Below are 14,760 nucleotides of genomic sequence, written 5' to 3'. Positions count from 1 at the left end.
ATTGATTAGAGTTTTTATGAAACGGATTTTACTGTTATCCCTGTTTATTTTTTCTAATGCGGCCATTGCCGTTGAACCTTTATTTGAAACTCCAGAAGATATGGAGCCGACATGGGTTGATGACATTTTGTCAGTTTTTGGTGCCGATGGTGAGTTTGATGAGACTAAAGCCATTGATATGAGTTATTTACCAACGGCTTATTACACGCCTGAGAAAAAATTTGGTGTGGGCTTATTGATGGTCGGATTATATAAAACCGACAATGCATCGCCTGAAGAACAGCCATCATCGTTAGTGTTAAATTCGTTTGTCTCGATGAATAACTCTTATGGTGTCGAAGTTGAAAATATGACGTTTTTCAACCAAGGCAAGCAACGATTATTGCTGGAATTAGAGTTACACAATGAAGCCTCAGTTTATTATGGTCAAGGCATCGAACAAGGTGATCTAGACAGTAATCATCATGAGTTTGAAGAGCAGTTATATAGTTTCAAGCCTCGTTGGATGACTGAAGTGGCTGACAATTATTTTATCGGTGTCGGTGCCGACTTGATTTATGCAAGTGCAGGAAAGTTAGAGTTAGTAGAAACCGAAACGCCTGTGGATTCAGCTGATATTTTACCGAATAACTTTAGTTCAGGCGTCGTGATCACCAGTATCTATGATTCACGAGATTATCGATTAAATGCCACTAAGGGTTGGTTATTTCAAGTTGATGCCGGCTTATATCAAAACAACCAGTCTTCTTCGTTTTCGACTTATAATATTGAGTTAGCTAACTATATTGACCTAGGCAGCTCTGCACCAGGACTCATCGCATGGCAAGTGCAGGGACATTTTACCGATGGCGATGTGCCTTGGAATATGTTGCCAGACCTTGGCGGCTCTAATGCCATGCGCGGATATATCAAAGGTCGTTATCGTGATGAGCAGATGATGATGGGACAAGTTGAATATCGCTTACCCATATTCCAACGTTATGGCATGGTATTTTGGGGCGCGGTAGGTAGCGTGGCACCCCACGTAAGCGATCTGACCGAGGAGTTATTAACCTCCTACGGAACCGGTTTCCGTTTTAACATCAAAGACAATATTAATTTACGTTTTGACGTGGGCGTTGGTGAAAATGAAACCAACTTCTACCTTAATGTGAATGAAGTCTTTTAAGCATGGCTAACACTGCGACCGTTATGGGATGTATGAAGAGTATAAAGAGTTTACTTAGATGATGACGTATTCAGTCTTAAGCAGGTCCGTCTCAATCACTACTAGTTTGTGTGCCATTGGGCACACTTTTTTGTCAGTATCAGCTCTAACACCAGTTTTAGTGCGAGTTTTAGGGCTAACTTTATTACTTGGAACATTAACCAATACAGCCTTTGCCAATGAACAACATGAACATGAACATGAACATGAACATGAACATGAACATGAACATGAACATGAACTAGAGCAGTGCAGCCGCACGTCAAACTACTCTATTTATCTGAGTGGTATATATACTGGCACAATGAACAGAACTGAGACTTGGCAGGGAAACACCGCGGTCGTTACGTCAAAAAGTGAAGCCAGTATTTTAGGTATTGGCACTCAGTATCGTCAGCGGGCAGAGTTATCTTGGTCGAGTACCACCAATGAATGGCTAACCGATAATTTTCATCAAAAAGTGACGGGGTTTCGCTCTCGAGACATGCAGGTTACTTTTGATCATCATGGTCGTGAGTCTCGGGTGGATATTGATGGCGACATAGATACCTATGCATCAGAAGATATTCCTCTGCGAGATGTGGACACCTTGTTGATTCAAATCCGTGAATACTTGCTTCGAGGACGCAAGCAATTCGCCTTAATCAGACAAGCTTCTGATGACATAGAGTCGTATCAATTCTATGTTCAGGATACGCTGACAGCCAGTATAGAGCCTTGGGGCGAGTTAACCTTGATCCCAGTTGAGCAAACGGGCGCAGAAGATGTCACTTATTATTTTGCCCCTTCCATGGATTATCAGCTGATTAAAGCCCGCTATCACGGCATCATACTTCGAGGGCTCATCGAACTCGATAGTTACACCTCATCATGCGAACCAAGCTTGGCTCAAGATCGTAGACAATGAGTGTGCTTTATAGATGGAAGTCGCTAATTACCTCAGGCTCCTTTAAGACCTCTTTTCGTAGTGATAAAAGGTGTAATAGAAATCTCCTCATGGGGAGCTAGTGCTGCTGTTTATGCAGATGAACTAAATAAATGGGTAATTACTAGTGAAAATCTATCCTTTTAAAGTAAGTCTATATCATGAAATGAAGCTTGTTACTTTTAGTATGCTAGCGTGGATATTGCCAGTAATGTTTATGAGTCGGGGTCATTGGTTGTTAACATTAGGCTGCATTTTTTTTATAGCTCTTGCTTTTCCATTTAATAAAATTATTTATATGTGTAATGCATACAAAGGTTTTTTTTGGTTTAGTTTATTTATGTTTATTCTGACTATTTCATATACCTTGGAATTTCTTTTTTTGAATCGTTCTTTTTGTACTTTCTATATCTAGTTTGTTGCTGTTTTTGGGCTTACTTTTATCATAGATATTTAAAAACTCACTGGGACTGTGATGTTTTCTAGTTAAAATTAATGGGTGTAGCCCATTAGCTTCATTGACTTCGAATATGCTATTGGCTTAATCGACTGTTTTTCGGTTAATAACTCATTGATAAGTGGTTGCAGACTAGATATGTTATTGATTAACAATGGGTGACTAGAACCTCTATTTATGTACAACGAAAGTCAAAGAAATTTATACGGTGATATGGGGATGTTAGGAGGAGTACTCAGCGCTTTACCTATACTCTTGATTGCTCTATTTACTAAATTATGGTGGGTGGGCGCTTTAGGAATCATTTTATTTATATTGAATTTTCCCTTTAAAGAAATTTTATTATTTTCAAAAAATAATTTAGCTTTTGGTCTACTAACATTATTTTTAGTTGCTCAGTCTATTTACTCTACTTATTCTTTTTTAGAGTGGCGTGGTTATTGGGGGTGTCTTATATACTAGTCTTTAGCATTCTTTTGGGGAGGAGTATATTACACTCTGACCGTAAAAAGATTAAAGCCCTAACCTAGCACCTCAGCCCCTCTTATTAAGCCTTCAGGCCTAATCTTTCCTCCCTAAAACCTTCTCTTCTAAATAATGTATCGACTGGCCACCTTCTCTAAACCCTTCATCTCCGAGTATTCGCTGTAGCAGAGGCACATTGGTGGCAATGCCTTCTATGGTCAACTCATTGAGCGCGGTCTGCATGCGGGCCATGGCTTGGTGTCGCGTAGAGCCCCAAGTGATCAGTTTCCCTATCATTGAATCGTAATAGGGTGGGACTGTGTAGCCTGTGTAGAGGTGAGAATCCCAACGAACGCCAATGCCGCCGGGTGCGTGAAATGCTGTCACTGTGCCGGGTGAGGGGATAAAGGTTTGTGGATCTTCGGCATTGATACGGCACTCTATGCTGTGGCCGCTGAGCGAGATATCTTCTTGTTTAATTGAAAGTGGTTTACCCGCCGCGATCTCCAGCTGGGCCTGGATCAGATCGACGCCAGTGACCATCTCAGTGACGGGGTGCTCTACCTGAATGCGGGTATTCATCTCGATAAAATAAAATCGTCCCGCCTCATAGAGAAACTCGAAGGTACCTGCGCCGCGATAACCGATATCGACACAGGCTTTAGCACATAAGGCGCCAATCTCACGAAGGGTGTCTGAGTCTATACCCAAGGCTGGAGCTTCCTCTATGACTTTCTGATGTCTGCGTTGCATGGAGCAGTCTCGTTCTCCTAGGTGAATGGCATTCCCTTGACCATCTGACAGCACTTGAATCTCGATATGGCGTGGTGTTTGTAGATACTTCTCCATATAGACATCGCCGTTTGCAAAGGCGGCTTTGGCTTCGGCCTGAGTCAGCTCTATGGTTTGGATGAGTTCACTCTCATTGCAAATTACCCGCATACCACGGCCGCCGCCTCCCGCAGTGGCCTTGATGATCACCGGATAGCCTATTTTGTTGGCAATCCGCTTGTTGAGCTGTGCATCATTTGAAAGCATGCCATCTGAGCCTGGCACCGTAGGAACTCCGGCTTTCTTCATTTCCGAGATGGCTGAGACTTTATCGCCCATCAATCGGATCACTGCCGCTGTCGGGCCGATGAAGTTAAAGCCGCAGGCTTCCACTTGCTCGGCAAAGTCGGCGTTTTCTGACAAAAAACCATAGCCTGGATGTATGGCGTCAACCTTGGCGGCCGATGCCGCGGCGAGTATAGCGGCAATCTTGAGATAACTCTCACTCGCTGCAGGCTTGCCTATGCATAACTTTACATTGGCTTGTTGCACGTGCAGCAGGTCTTTATCTGCATTGGAGTAGGCGGCGACAGTTTCTATACCAAGTTGAGAGCAGGCACGCTGAATTCTCAGTGCTATCTCACCGCGATTGGCGATGAGCACGCGCTTGATTGGTCGCACAACTGGCAGATCCATCTATGGCTACTCCTCTTTTGTTAGTGCTTAAATCTTGGTTAACTTTTTGCTACTTGCTACTTGCTACTCGCAACTGGTCTTATTGATCTTCAATAATGATCAAGGGCTGATCGAAGCCGACGGCGTCGCCATTATCAACTAATATAGCCTTGATTATGCCGCTACGATGAGCCTCTATCTGGTTCATCATCTTCATCGCCTCTATGATGCAAACGGCTTGCCCTTTCTCGACTCTTTGTCCGATTTCAGACAAGGGATCAGCTTCTGGAGCAGGAGATAGATAGAAGGTGCCCACCATAGGTGAGATAACCGTATTTTCGTTAGGCTCAAGTATCTCATCAATTGTTGTTGAGCTTGCTAGGGCAGTATTAACCTGAGGGTGAGCAGTGTTGGCATTAGCTTGTGGTGAGTGATTACTCACAGTGTAAACCTGTTGCGGCGTATTAACCTCAGCAGGTCTTTGGCGGCAGATGCGTACCGACTCTTCGCCTTCAGTGACCTCGAGCTCAGCAATGCCGGACTCTTGAACCAGCTCAATCAGCTTCTTTATTTTTCGAATATCCATAACTTCTTACCTTAAAAGCTTTTCTGTAAAACTATACTTGAAAATCCATCTGGAACACTTAAGTCGAAAACCGCTTTAATGTTCAGCCGTCTTCGCATGTAATCGTGTAATCGCTGATTGCAGGGCGAAGTGATAACCCTCGGCGCCCAAACCACAGATCACGCCTATGGCCTTATCTGAGAAATATGAGTGATGACGGAAAGGCTCTCGGGCATGAACATTAGATAGGTGAACTTCGATAAAAGGAATGGCGACGCCTAATATCGCATCTCGAATCGCGACGCTGGTATGAGTGAATGCCGCCGGGTTGATGATGATAAAGTCGGCATCCGTGTTATGAATGGCATCGATGAGTTCATGCTCGGCATTAGATTGAATATGCTCAAGCACTATACCAGCTACATTTGACTCATCCGTGAGGTCTTTAACTATCTGATTTAAGGTCCTCACGCCATAGTGGCCCGGTTCACGTCGACCCAGAAGGTTAAGGTTAGGGCCGTTAATTAATAAGACCTTTGCTTTGCTGCTCATGTCAAAATCCTTTGAAATACAGATGACTCGTCGCTATACCAAGGGGTATAAACCACGGATAAGATGAATCGTTTGATTTCAACAGAAGTTAGCGAAGATGTCGACATTTGACTGCATTTTCGACGAAAATAGGCCGAAGTAGGGCTAAGATGATGCTGTGCTGGTGGGACTGTGTTGTAGGACCGGCTTTAGCCGGGAGAGAATGAACCTATAAGCCTCGGGGCTAAAGCACCCTCGTACAGACAATTCAGGACGCAGTCCGTCTAATAGGCGAAGCCGTCCGCGCAGCGACAGGCCGAAGGCCATCGTCTTAGCTCCAAACCCTAAGATTTTTTAATAATCTGACTTATTGCGTCTTAGCGCTTTAGTCGCGCCTTTCTGTTTCTTAGCATCGACACGTCGGCGTTGACTGCCTCTGGTGGGCTTAGTGGCAATGCGTTTTTTCGGTGTGTGGCCCACACTGGCGACCAGTTCAATAAATTGGGCTAATGCGGTCTGACGATTGGCATCTTGGCTACGACTAGCCTGACACTTGATGATGATTTTACCGCTTTTAGTGATGCGATGATCGGCCTTGACGAGTAACCTTTGTTGATAAAGTTCCGGCAGGGATGATTTACGTATATCAAAAATTAACTGAGCGGCGGTAGAGACCTTATTCAGGTGCTGTCCGCCGGCACCACTGGAGCGGATAAATTGCCATTCGAGTTCATTTTCTTGAAGAAGTACACGGTTAGTGATTTTTATCATGGCCTTTGATTCGGGTTTTGTATTACCCTTTGTCGATTGAGTTGTTGGGTGCCGATTTGGTCTAAGACCTCAAACAGGTATCCTATTGGGATGAATGAAGAGGTTGTAACCCTTTCGCTCATTATTAGCTAGCAGATGGAAGCGGAGCTCATCTATGTTATGTCAAATCGCCGATATTACCAAAGGCGTGATCAGTTTATTTGCCAGTGGGCGACTCTCGACCCAGGACTATTGTGAGACAATCGTTCCCATTATCGAGGAATATAGTGCCGAGTCGGGCAAGGTTTGCCTCTATATCGAAGCCGATGTGTTGTTAGAGGGGTGGGAGAGTGATTCTATATCTGGGGTGGGGGAAATCCAGCTACCAAGATTCGATGCTCTGGTGTTGGTTGGTGGACCCGATTGGTTCGGTAATGCCGTACGCTTGTTGGGTCCCTTTATGCAGAGTGAAGTTGCTTGGTTTTCTCTGGATGACAAGCCTCAAGCTATCGAGTGGATCACGGCTAAACTGAGTTGCCCACTGCCTGTTTAATCGCTTTACTTCTCGTCGCTTTGATATCGGGACAAATGATCTAGTTTGCCAATATTAAAGTGGTAAATATTGGTTATTAGTTTAGCAACTTGGGTCTCGAGCTGATTGCTTGTATTATATCTGCAGTTTATGGATTTTTTAAGGAAAAAGAATGTCGTATATCAACAATAACGTGCTCAAATTAGGTTCACTTGCCTTAGCGTCTATGTTTGTTATTGGCCTATCTGGTTGTGCGCCAGAAGTCGGTAGCGAACAGTGGTGTAAGCAGATGAGTGAGAAAGACAAGGGTGACTGGACCGCTAACGAAGCGGCCGACTACGCCAAGCATTGCGTATTTTAATGGTGATTATTTAAATCACAGTGTGTTTGAATAATCGCTAGACTGTAAAAATTTGATTCTGACAATACTTTACAAAAACACTTGGGTATTAAGTATTGTCAGTTTTGAACTTTCGATTATAATCTGGGTCAGAGGATTAGAAGCTAGTTCCTAACTCTTTGTTATGAGCTATTAGTTCCGAGCTCTTAATTTAAGTTCTTTTGAATCAATAAGGTTTTCTTTGCAGCATAACTTTCGTCAATTCACTCACAAGATCGCCATAGCGATGATCGCCGTTGTGCTTCTGCAGTTTGCAGGTGGCAACATGGGTGAGCATCAGTTGCATCTTGGTAGTCATGACGAAGAACCTGCAAACCATCCTCATTTGCAATTTACTGCCCAAGTCACGACATTAGCGTTAGAGCAGTGCACCGCGTATAACGACTTAGGCTATAGTGATTCAGAGCATGCTAGTCAAAATGCAGCGCAAACGAATAGCTGTGACAGCTCCTTCGCCGATGGTGAATTGGTGTCAAACGATTATTTAGCAGCAAATTTAGGTTCTTCATTTGAAGCGGCTTCTCTCTATGAGGAACTGCCTTCAGCAACTGAGATTCATAGTCATCAAATCAGCAAGACTGAGACTAAGCTTTTCGATCTCTGTTTAGACTGCCAGTGCCATGGTGGACATGCCACCGTGATGACCAGTGGAACCAGCGAACCTTCAGTTCCGTTAAGCGATGAGTTCGTCGCCATGGTTAGCAGTTACTTACCTCCAGAGTCTCTACCCGATTACCGCCCTCCTATCGTATAACTCCTATACTTGCTGATAGTCGCATAATGCTATCTATCGCAAGTAGAAATCATGACTAACGTTAACTGGATCTTTAGGCCATTTGCCCAAACGATCTTAGAGATGATTTAACCCCAAAACCTTCTATTAGACCTGCAAGTATCAGGCTGCAATCATCTGTCCGTAATGACATTGAGATTGGGCTTGATTTGCAGTACAGCTTTTGCTGAAAGAGATGGCTTTAGGGATAGGATATACAATGAAAAAGACCATAATAGCCAGTCTGTTATTAGCCTATTTAACCGGTGGCGCAACATCTGTTCAGGCTGCTAACCTAGATTCGGTAGCAGCGGACAGCACGCTCAATAGCAGTGAAGCTTGGCTTACTCAAAGCAATCAAACAGGCTTCAAGACTTGGTTGCCTGACTTGATGCAAACCTTCAATGCTCTGCCTGAGGTAGCTGCTCAAGAAGCCAGACGTAGTCAGGCAGAGCTCAGCATCAAGGCGGCAGATCAAGCCATCTATAATCCAGAGCTGGGCGTGAGCTATCAAAATGCCACCGAGGATACTTACACCTTAGATATCAGTCAGACCATAGACTGGGGTGATAAGCGCGGCGCCGCCACCCGTATCGCTCAACTTCAATCCGAAAGGTTACTTGCAGATATCACCTTAGAGCGAAGTCAGATGCTGGCAAGCGTGATTCAGGCGCTAGTAGAGCAATCCCAGAGCCGTAAGGCCCTGGACTTTCAACAGCAACAGCTTGCCTCGTCTAAGCGCTCTCTGGATATTGCCAGACAGCAGTTACAGGTGGGAGACCTTTCATCGGTTGCCTTGCAGTTAGTACAGTTGGATGTGGCCAGCCGCGCCGCCGAGTATGCTATGGCCGAGCAGGACTCGATCACAGCGGATACTAATGTCTTGATGCTATTAGGTGAGAGTGAAATGGCTTTCAGTGGGTTTATCGGTTCATTGAGCCTGCCAAACATGTCGAGGCAGATAGACCCGGAACTTCCCGCATTAAAGAGTGCTTATCAAGCCGTTATGCTGACCAAGCTCAACGCCGAGCAAGTTAAAGCCGATACATCAGCCGATCCAACCATCAGCCTTAGCGCCGAACGTGAAGGCGAGGAAAACAAGGTCGGCGTAGGATTATCAATTCCGCTGCAGATCCGTAATAACTACAGCGATACTTTAGCGGTGGCGAGTCAGGAGATTGCCATTGCAGAGCAAACCTATCTGGCGCAAGAGCGAGTGCTCAAGCAGCAACAGAAGAAGTTTTATTTGAGCATGCCCAGACTAACCGAGCGTTATCAAGAATGGCGTGATCTGGTGCTTAATTCCGGTCACGAGGCCGCATCGGGTCTGGCGCAGCAATGGCGCGCCGGTGACATAGATACCAGCGTTTACCTTCAAAGCCAGCGTCAACTGTCTACCAGTTACCTTGTTGGTTTGTCCCTGGAGACAGCCCTGTATACCAGCTGGCTCGATTGGATGGGAGCCAGTGGTCAGCTGGAAGCATATTTAAATGATCAGTTACCAAGATTATCAGTGACTAATCACTCTGGCTCAGGGCAAAACGCCTCTTCGGCTAAGTACTAATTCAGATGGGAACGCGAATTATGAACACGATTAACAACAGATTTAACAACAGATTTAAGAACATTGGCATGGATATGAATAAGCAAAATCAAGCTGTAGCACCATTTCATCTGAGTGCTCTTGCCAGAGCCATGAGCTTTGCATTTTTAATGACCTTGACTGCGGCTGCCGCGATCCCCTCAACGGCATTTGCCGGAGAAGGTCATGATCACGGCGCAGAAACGACTGAAACAGCTGAGATACCAGCTAAAAGTGATGGTCATGGTGCAGAAACCCAAGTTGGTAAGGAGAGTGGCGAGGAGCATGCCCTTAAGCTAACGGCTGAACAGCAAGCCCTTGCAGGTGTAGAGGTGACGCAACTATCCGAGGAGATATTTAGCTTAGAGGCGGTTGCCACGGCGACTCTGGTTGTAGACAGAGACAGAACCATGACCTTGGCGCCTCAACTCGATGTACGAGTATTAGATCGTCATGTGGTTCCGGGTCAGGAAGTGAGTAAGGGCGATCCCTTATTAACGCTTGGTGGTGTGGCAGTTGCTCAGGCTCAGGCCGATTATATTAATGCCGCGGCCGAGTGGAGCCGGGTTAAGCGGATGGGCAAGAGTACCGTCAGTGCCAGTCGCCGACTGCAGGCTCAGGTAGATGCTGAGCTTAAGCGTGCAATCTTAGATGCGATGAAGATGACATCGGCGCAGATCGCCAAATTAGAATCAAATCCAGGCACTATCGGTAGCTATCAGTTATTAGCCCCGATCAATGGCCGTGTGCAGCAAGATCTCGCCATGTTAGGCCAAGTGATCACTTCTGGTACCGCACTGATGCAGCTCACCGACGAATCACATCTCTGGGTCGAGGCTCAGGTTACTCCGGCTCAGTCTGAAAACATCAGTGTCGGCAGTGAAGCCTTAGTACGTGTTGGTGACAGAAGCTTCAAAGCCAAGATCATCGGCCGCTCCCATGAACTCAATAGTGTGACTCGAACCGAGCAGATCTTGTTGAGTTTGGAAAATCCAGGCCATGTGATCCATGCCGGCCAGTTTGCCGAGCTTTACTTACCTAATGCGCTACAAGGTGGAGTTATATTGCCCGACGCGGCCCTGACTCGCGGCGGAGATGGCGATTGGCAGGTATTTATTCAGGATGAAGATGGCTTCGAAGCGGTAGAGGTCGAAGTGGTTGAGCGTCAGCGCGGCATGAACTTAGTTCGTGGCTTGACGCCAGGCAGTAATGTGGTGGTATCCGGAGCCTTTTTCCTGGCCTCTGAGCTGGCTAAGTCCGGCTTCGATATCCACAACCACTAATAACCACACTCTCTTAAAAGTTAAGGAACTCTCTTATGTTGCAGAGACTTATTGAGGTTGCGATCCGCAACCGACTAATGGTGGTGCTGGCGCTTATTGCTGTTGCGATAGCCAGTGTGGCCATGTTACCTAAATTGAATCTGGATGCTTTTCCGGATGTTACCAACGTACAAGTTACCGTAAACACCGAGGCCGAGGGTTTAGCGGCAGAAGAAGTTGAGAAGTTAATCAGTTATCCGGTCGAGTCGGCCATGTATGCCTTGCCTGCTGTGACTGAGGTGCGTTCACTATCCCGTACTGGTCTGTCGCTGGTGACTGTGGTATTTGCCGAAGGAACGGATATCTATTTTGCCCGTCAGCAGGTGTTCGAGCAGCTGCAGGCGGCCAGAGAGATGATCCCTGATGGTATCGGTGTGCCTGAAATCGGTCCGAACACCTCAGGTTTAGGTCAGATTTATCAATATATTCTTCGGGCCGAACCCGGCTCAGGCATAGATGCTGCTGAACTACGTAGCCTCAACGACTATTTGGTCAAGCTCATCATGATGCCTGTTGGTGGCGTGACCGATGTGCTCTCATTCGGTGGTGATGTGCGTCAATATCAGGTGCAGATCGATCCGAATAAGCTGCGCAGTTATGGCCTAAATATGGAACAAGTGACCACAGCGTTGGAGAGCAATAACCGTAACGCAGGTGGCTGGTTTATGGAGCAAGGTCAGGAGCAACTGGTTGTTCGTGGTTATGGTCTCTTGCCTTCGGGTGATGCAGGGCTCAAGGCCATTGCTCAGATCCCCTTGACCGAAGTGGCGGGAACTCCTGTCAGGGTTAGTGATATCGCTAATGTGGATTATGGCAGTGAAATTCGTGTCGGCGCGGTGACCATGACTCGTCGTGACGAGGCGGGTAATCCTCAAGATCTGGGTGAAGTCGTTGCCGGGGTAATCCTCAAACGTATGGGGGCTAACACTAAGGCAACCATAGATGATATCAATGCCAGAACTTCACTGGTTGAGCAGGCGCTTCCCGATGGTGTCACCTTCGAGGTGTTCTACGATCAGGCGGATCTGGTTGATCAGGCGGTGACCACAGTGCGTGATGCCCTCTTGATGGCATTCGTGTTTATCGTGGTGATCTTGGCGCTGTTCTTAGTCAACATTCGCGCCACCATGTTGGTGTTATTGTCTATTCCGGTTTCTATCGGCCTGGCGCTGATGGTGATGTCATATTTCGGCATGTCGGCCAACCTGATGTCCTTAGGTGGACTGGCGGTGGCTATCGGTATGCTGGTGGATGGCTCTGTGGTAATGGTTGAGAACATTTTCAAGCATCTGACCCAACCCGATAGACAACATCTTAATGATGCCCGTATTCGTGCAGATGGTGAGGCTGACCCTTATCATGCCGACGAAGATGGCGCTGGGACACCGGCCCATAGCGAAACATCTGCAGCCATCGGCATGCGTGTCATGCTGGCGGCTAAGGAAGTCTGTAGTCCTATCTTCTTCGCAACAGCCATCATCATAGTGGTATTTGCGCCTCTGTTTGCCCTGGAAGGCGTCGAAGGTAAGCTGTTTCAGCCCATGGCTGTGAGTATCATATTAGCCATGTTGTCGGCCTTAGTGGTAGCACTCGTTGCCGTACCGGCTCTGGCGGTTTACCTGTTTAAGCGTGGTATTACCCTCAGAGAAAGTGCGGTGCTTAAGCCAATCGAGTCTGTGTATCGTCGCTTGTTGACGTTAACCATGGCGCGTCCTAAGACAGTGGTTATCACAGCAGTGACATTATTTGTGTTGAGCATGTCCTTGTTGCCGCGCTTAGGCACAGAGTTCGTACCTGAACTTGAAGAGGGCACGATTAACCTGAGGATCACCTTAGCACCGACGGCGAGCATACAGACCTCAATCGATGTCGCGCCTAAGATAGAAAAGCTGTTACTCGAGTTCCCCGAGGTGGAATATGCCTTGAGTCGTATCGGTGCCCCCGAGCTAGGCGGCGATCCTGAGCCCGTGAGTAATATTGAGATCTATATTGGCCTCAAGCCTGTCGAAGAGTGGCAGTCGGCTTCGAGCCGAGTCGAGCTGCAGAAGTTGATGGAGGAGAAAATCAGTGTCTTCCCTGGCTTGCTATTCACCTTCTCACAGCCCATTGCCACCCGAGTCGATGAACTGCTATCGGGTGTCAAAGCTCAGCTGGCGATTAAGATTTTCGGCCCGGATTTAGACGTGTTATCAGCCAGCGGAGAGAGACTCTCGGATCTGGTATCAAAAATCCCGGGTGCAGTGGATGTGTCACTGGAGCAGGTCAGTGGTGAGGCTCAGCTCGTGGTGAGACCTAAGCGTGATGTACTGGCGCGTTATGGTATCAGTGTCGATGAGGTCATGAGCCTGGTTAGCCAAGGTATAGGTGGTGTAAGCGCCGGACAAGTGATCGATGGCAATGCCAGATACGACATCAATGTGCGTCTCGCCGAGCAATATCGTAGCTCGCCTGATGCCCTGAGAGATCTTCTCCTTAACGGCGTAAACGGTGCCACCGTACGTTTAGGCGAAGTGGCCAGTGTCGAAGTCGAGATGGCGCCGCCAAACATTCGTCGTGACGATGTGCAGCGCCGGGTTGTGGTGCAGGCCAACGTCTCAGGTCGCGACATGGGCTCAGTGGTAAAAGATATATATGCCGTCATTCCACAGGCTAAATTACCAGCGGGTTATACTGTGGTCGTCGGAGGTCAATATGAGAATCAGCAAAGAGCTCAGCAAAAACTCATGCTAGTCGTGCCTATCTCTATTGGTCTGATTGCCCTGTTACTCTTCTTCTCGTTTGGTTCACTCAAGCAAGTCGCCCTCATCATGGCAAACGTGCCATTGGCCTTAATTGGTGGTGTGGTTGCCCTGTTTATCAGCGGAACTTACCTTTCGGTTCCAAGCTCCATCGGCTTTATCACCTTGTTCGGTGTCGCCGTACTTAACGGTGTGGTGCTGGTGGATTCGATTAACCAGAGACGCCAACAGGCATTACGAGAAGCTACCGGGACTCTTGGCCAAGGGGAAAGCCTCTATGATTCGGTCTATGAAGGCACGGTAGGGCGCTTGCGTCCGGTATTAATGACGGCATTGACCTCGGCGTTAGGTCTTATTCCTATCTTGATTTCATCCGGCGTAGGCAGTGAAATTCAGCAGCCCTTAGCTGTGGTGATTATAGGTGGCTTGTTTAGCTCCACTGCACTGACGCTACTGGTCTTGCCGACCCTGTATCGCTGGATATACCGGAAAGAGGAAACTCAAAATTAACAATTAGTTATATTTTAATTAGCTTGTAATTTTTAGTCGACAAGGAGGGTCTTCTTTCTCGTGGAAGAAATGAGATGCGTAGCGTTAGTCTGCCGTCGCATCTTATATTGGCTACGTTCACTTGCTTATTTACCTCTGTAAAGAGCGCTAAACAGTAGGGAAGTAATGGACTTATTGTGTTATTCAAGCACTGTCTAACCTGATCATTTTCAATATTTCCCTTCAAACAAGTCGATTTAGTACGCGCGGCAGGACGCCGCGCTTTTTTGACTAATTTATTTATATCTTAATTACTGCTACATACTTAAACATATCAAATTCTCAGAAATAACCTAAAAAGATAGATGCTCTGTAAGAAAGCGCTGTCAGCCCCGTTTACCATGGTAATAAACTGATCATCAGCCTTTTCTTAGCATTTATCACAACCACACTCACCAACCTCATTACCAATAAAGCGCAATCGATGTAAATAACTGTCGCCGAATGTAACTAAGTGTTTTGTTTTTGTTTATTTTTGTGTAGATTGCACTCGATACTGCAAGTTTCTATAGGGATATT

The 14,760-nt window shown here is 46.6% G+C and carries 13 protein-coding genes; 9 read left to right on the top strand and 4 right to left on the bottom strand.

The genetic code is table 11. From position 1 onward, the window contains the following. The first annotated feature begins 16 nt into the window (after nucleotides 1-16). The 3 genes from FM037_RS24765 to FM037_RS24755 all read left to right on the top strand — a co-directional run bounded on the left by FM037_RS24765 (nucleotide 17) and on the right by FM037_RS24755 (nucleotide 3,051). Nucleotides 17-1,168 carry a BamA/TamA family outer membrane protein gene (locus FM037_RS24765; RefSeq protein ID WP_144048196.1) on the top strand — a complete coding sequence of 384 codons (1,152 nt, stop codon included), beginning with the start codon at nucleotides 17-19 and terminating at the stop codon, nucleotides 1,166-1,168. A gap of 58 nt (nucleotides 1,169-1,226) precedes the next feature. Next, nucleotides 1,227-2,114: a hypothetical protein gene (locus tag FM037_RS24760; protein ID WP_185976904.1), complete on the top strand. Its 888-nt coding sequence runs from the start codon at nucleotides 1,227-1,229 to the stop codon at nucleotides 2,112-2,114. A 652-nt stretch (nucleotides 2,115-2,766) separates the two neighbouring features. Continuing rightward, a complete protein-coding gene (locus FM037_RS24755; protein ID WP_144048195.1) occupies nucleotides 2,767-3,051 on the top strand; it encodes a hypothetical protein in 285 nt (94 codons plus the stop codon). A gap of 99 nt (nucleotides 3,052-3,150) precedes the next feature. Here FM037_RS24755 and accC read toward each other — a convergent pair whose 3' ends face one another. The 4 genes from accC to arfB form a co-directional block, all read right to left on the bottom strand. Continuing rightward, nucleotides 3,151-4,521 carry an acetyl-CoA carboxylase biotin carboxylase subunit gene (gene accC / locus FM037_RS24750; RefSeq protein ID WP_144048194.1) on the bottom strand — a complete coding sequence of 457 codons (1,371 nt, stop codon included), beginning with the start codon at nucleotides 4,519-4,521 and terminating at the stop codon, nucleotides 3,151-3,153. A gap of 79 nt (nucleotides 4,522-4,600) precedes the next feature. After that, a complete protein-coding gene (gene accB, locus FM037_RS24745) occupies nucleotides 4,601-5,086 on the bottom strand; it encodes an acetyl-CoA carboxylase biotin carboxyl carrier protein (protein ID WP_144048193.1) in 486 nt (161 codons plus the stop codon). A gap of 75 nt (nucleotides 5,087-5,161) precedes the next feature. Next, complete coding sequence (aroQ, locus tag FM037_RS24740) at nucleotides 5,162-5,617, bottom strand: type II 3-dehydroquinate dehydratase (protein ID WP_144048192.1); 456 nt, start codon at nucleotides 5,615-5,617, stop codon at nucleotides 5,162-5,164. A 333-nt stretch (nucleotides 5,618-5,950) separates the two neighbouring features. Further along, the gene (arfB, locus tag FM037_RS24735; protein WP_144048191.1) at nucleotides 5,951-6,367 is read right to left on the bottom strand and encodes an alternative ribosome rescue aminoacyl-tRNA hydrolase ArfB; all 417 of its coding nucleotides are present in this window, start codon (nucleotides 6,365-6,367) and stop codon (nucleotides 5,951-5,953) included. A 154-nt stretch (nucleotides 6,368-6,521) separates the two neighbouring features. Between arfB and FM037_RS24730 the strand changes: the two genes are divergently transcribed. From FM037_RS24730 to FM037_RS24705, 6 genes are all read left to right on the top strand, one after another. After that, on the top strand, nucleotides 6,522-6,899 hold the full coding sequence (locus tag FM037_RS24730) for a SpoIIAA family protein (RefSeq protein ID WP_144048190.1): 378 nt from the start codon (nucleotides 6,522-6,524) through the stop codon (nucleotides 6,897-6,899). Between the two features lie 151 nt (nucleotides 6,900-7,050). Beyond that, nucleotides 7,051-7,239 (top strand): DUF3012 domain-containing protein, encoded by a 189-nt coding sequence (locus tag FM037_RS24725; protein WP_144048189.1) that lies wholly within the window; start codon nucleotides 7,051-7,053, stop codon nucleotides 7,237-7,239. A 220-nt stretch (nucleotides 7,240-7,459) separates the two neighbouring features. Then, nucleotides 7,460-8,032 (top strand): hypothetical protein, encoded by a 573-nt coding sequence (locus FM037_RS24720; RefSeq protein WP_227993308.1) that lies wholly within the window; start codon nucleotides 7,460-7,462, stop codon nucleotides 8,030-8,032. Nucleotides 8,033-8,270: 238 nt separating this feature from the next. Beyond that, the gene (locus tag FM037_RS24715; RefSeq protein WP_144048188.1) at nucleotides 8,271-9,614 is read left to right on the top strand and encodes a TolC family protein; all 1,344 of its coding nucleotides are present in this window, start codon (nucleotides 8,271-8,273) and stop codon (nucleotides 9,612-9,614) included. Nucleotides 9,615-9,688: 74 nt separating this feature from the next. Then, nucleotides 9,689-10,915: an efflux RND transporter periplasmic adaptor subunit gene (locus FM037_RS24710; RefSeq protein WP_229381016.1), complete on the top strand. Its 1,227-nt coding sequence runs from the start codon at nucleotides 9,689-9,691 to the stop codon at nucleotides 10,913-10,915. Nucleotides 10,916-10,950: 35 nt separating this feature from the next. Next, a complete protein-coding gene (locus tag FM037_RS24705) occupies nucleotides 10,951-14,202 on the top strand; it encodes an efflux RND transporter permease subunit (protein ID WP_144048186.1) in 3,252 nt (1,083 codons plus the stop codon). Nucleotides 14,203-14,760: the final 558 nt, after the last annotated feature.

This window comes from Shewanella psychropiezotolerans (genome assembly GCF_007197555.1).
GTDB classification, from domain to species: domain Bacteria; phylum Pseudomonadota; class Gammaproteobacteria; order Enterobacterales; family Shewanellaceae; genus Shewanella; species Shewanella psychropiezotolerans.
Note: the sequence above shows the minus strand (reverse complement) of the source record. Positions and strands in the feature narration are given on the sequence as shown.

Bases quoted from the DNA above. Each gene is read 5' to 3' on its own strand.
- FM037_RS24710 (WP_229381016.1), top strand. From the start codon at position 9,689: ATGAATAAGCAAAATCAAGCTGTAGCACCATTTCATCTGAGTGCTCTT.
- FM037_RS24760 (WP_185976904.1), top strand. From the start codon at position 1,227: ATGATGACGTATTCAGTCTTAAGCAGGTCCGTCTCAATCACTACTAGT.
- FM037_RS24765 (WP_144048196.1), top strand. From the start codon at position 17: ATGAAACGGATTTTACTGTTATCCCTGTTTATTTTTTCTAATGCGGCC.
- aroQ (WP_144048192.1), bottom strand. From the start codon at position 5,617: ATGAGCAGCAAAGCAAAGGTCTTATTAATTAACGGCCCTAACCTTAAC.
- FM037_RS24705 (WP_144048186.1), top strand. From the start codon at position 10,951: ATGTTGCAGAGACTTATTGAGGTTGCGATCCGCAACCGACTAATGGTG.
- FM037_RS24725 (WP_144048189.1), top strand. From the start codon at position 7,051: ATGTCGTATATCAACAATAACGTGCTCAAATTAGGTTCACTTGCCTTA.
- FM037_RS24755 (WP_144048195.1), top strand. From the start codon at position 2,767: ATGTACAACGAAAGTCAAAGAAATTTATACGGTGATATGGGGATGTTA.
- FM037_RS24730 (WP_144048190.1), top strand. From the start codon at position 6,522: ATGTTATGTCAAATCGCCGATATTACCAAAGGCGTGATCAGTTTATTT.
- accB (WP_144048193.1), bottom strand. From the start codon at position 5,086: ATGGATATTCGAAAAATAAAGAAGCTGATTGAGCTGGTTCAAGAGTCC.
- arfB (WP_144048191.1), bottom strand. From the start codon at position 6,367: ATGATAAAAATCACTAACCGTGTACTTCTTCAAGAAAATGAACTCGAA.
- accC (WP_144048194.1), bottom strand. From the start codon at position 4,521: ATGGATCTGCCAGTTGTGCGACCAATCAAGCGCGTGCTCATCGCCAAT.
- FM037_RS24715 (WP_144048188.1), top strand. From the start codon at position 8,271: ATGAAAAAGACCATAATAGCCAGTCTGTTATTAGCCTATTTAACCGGT.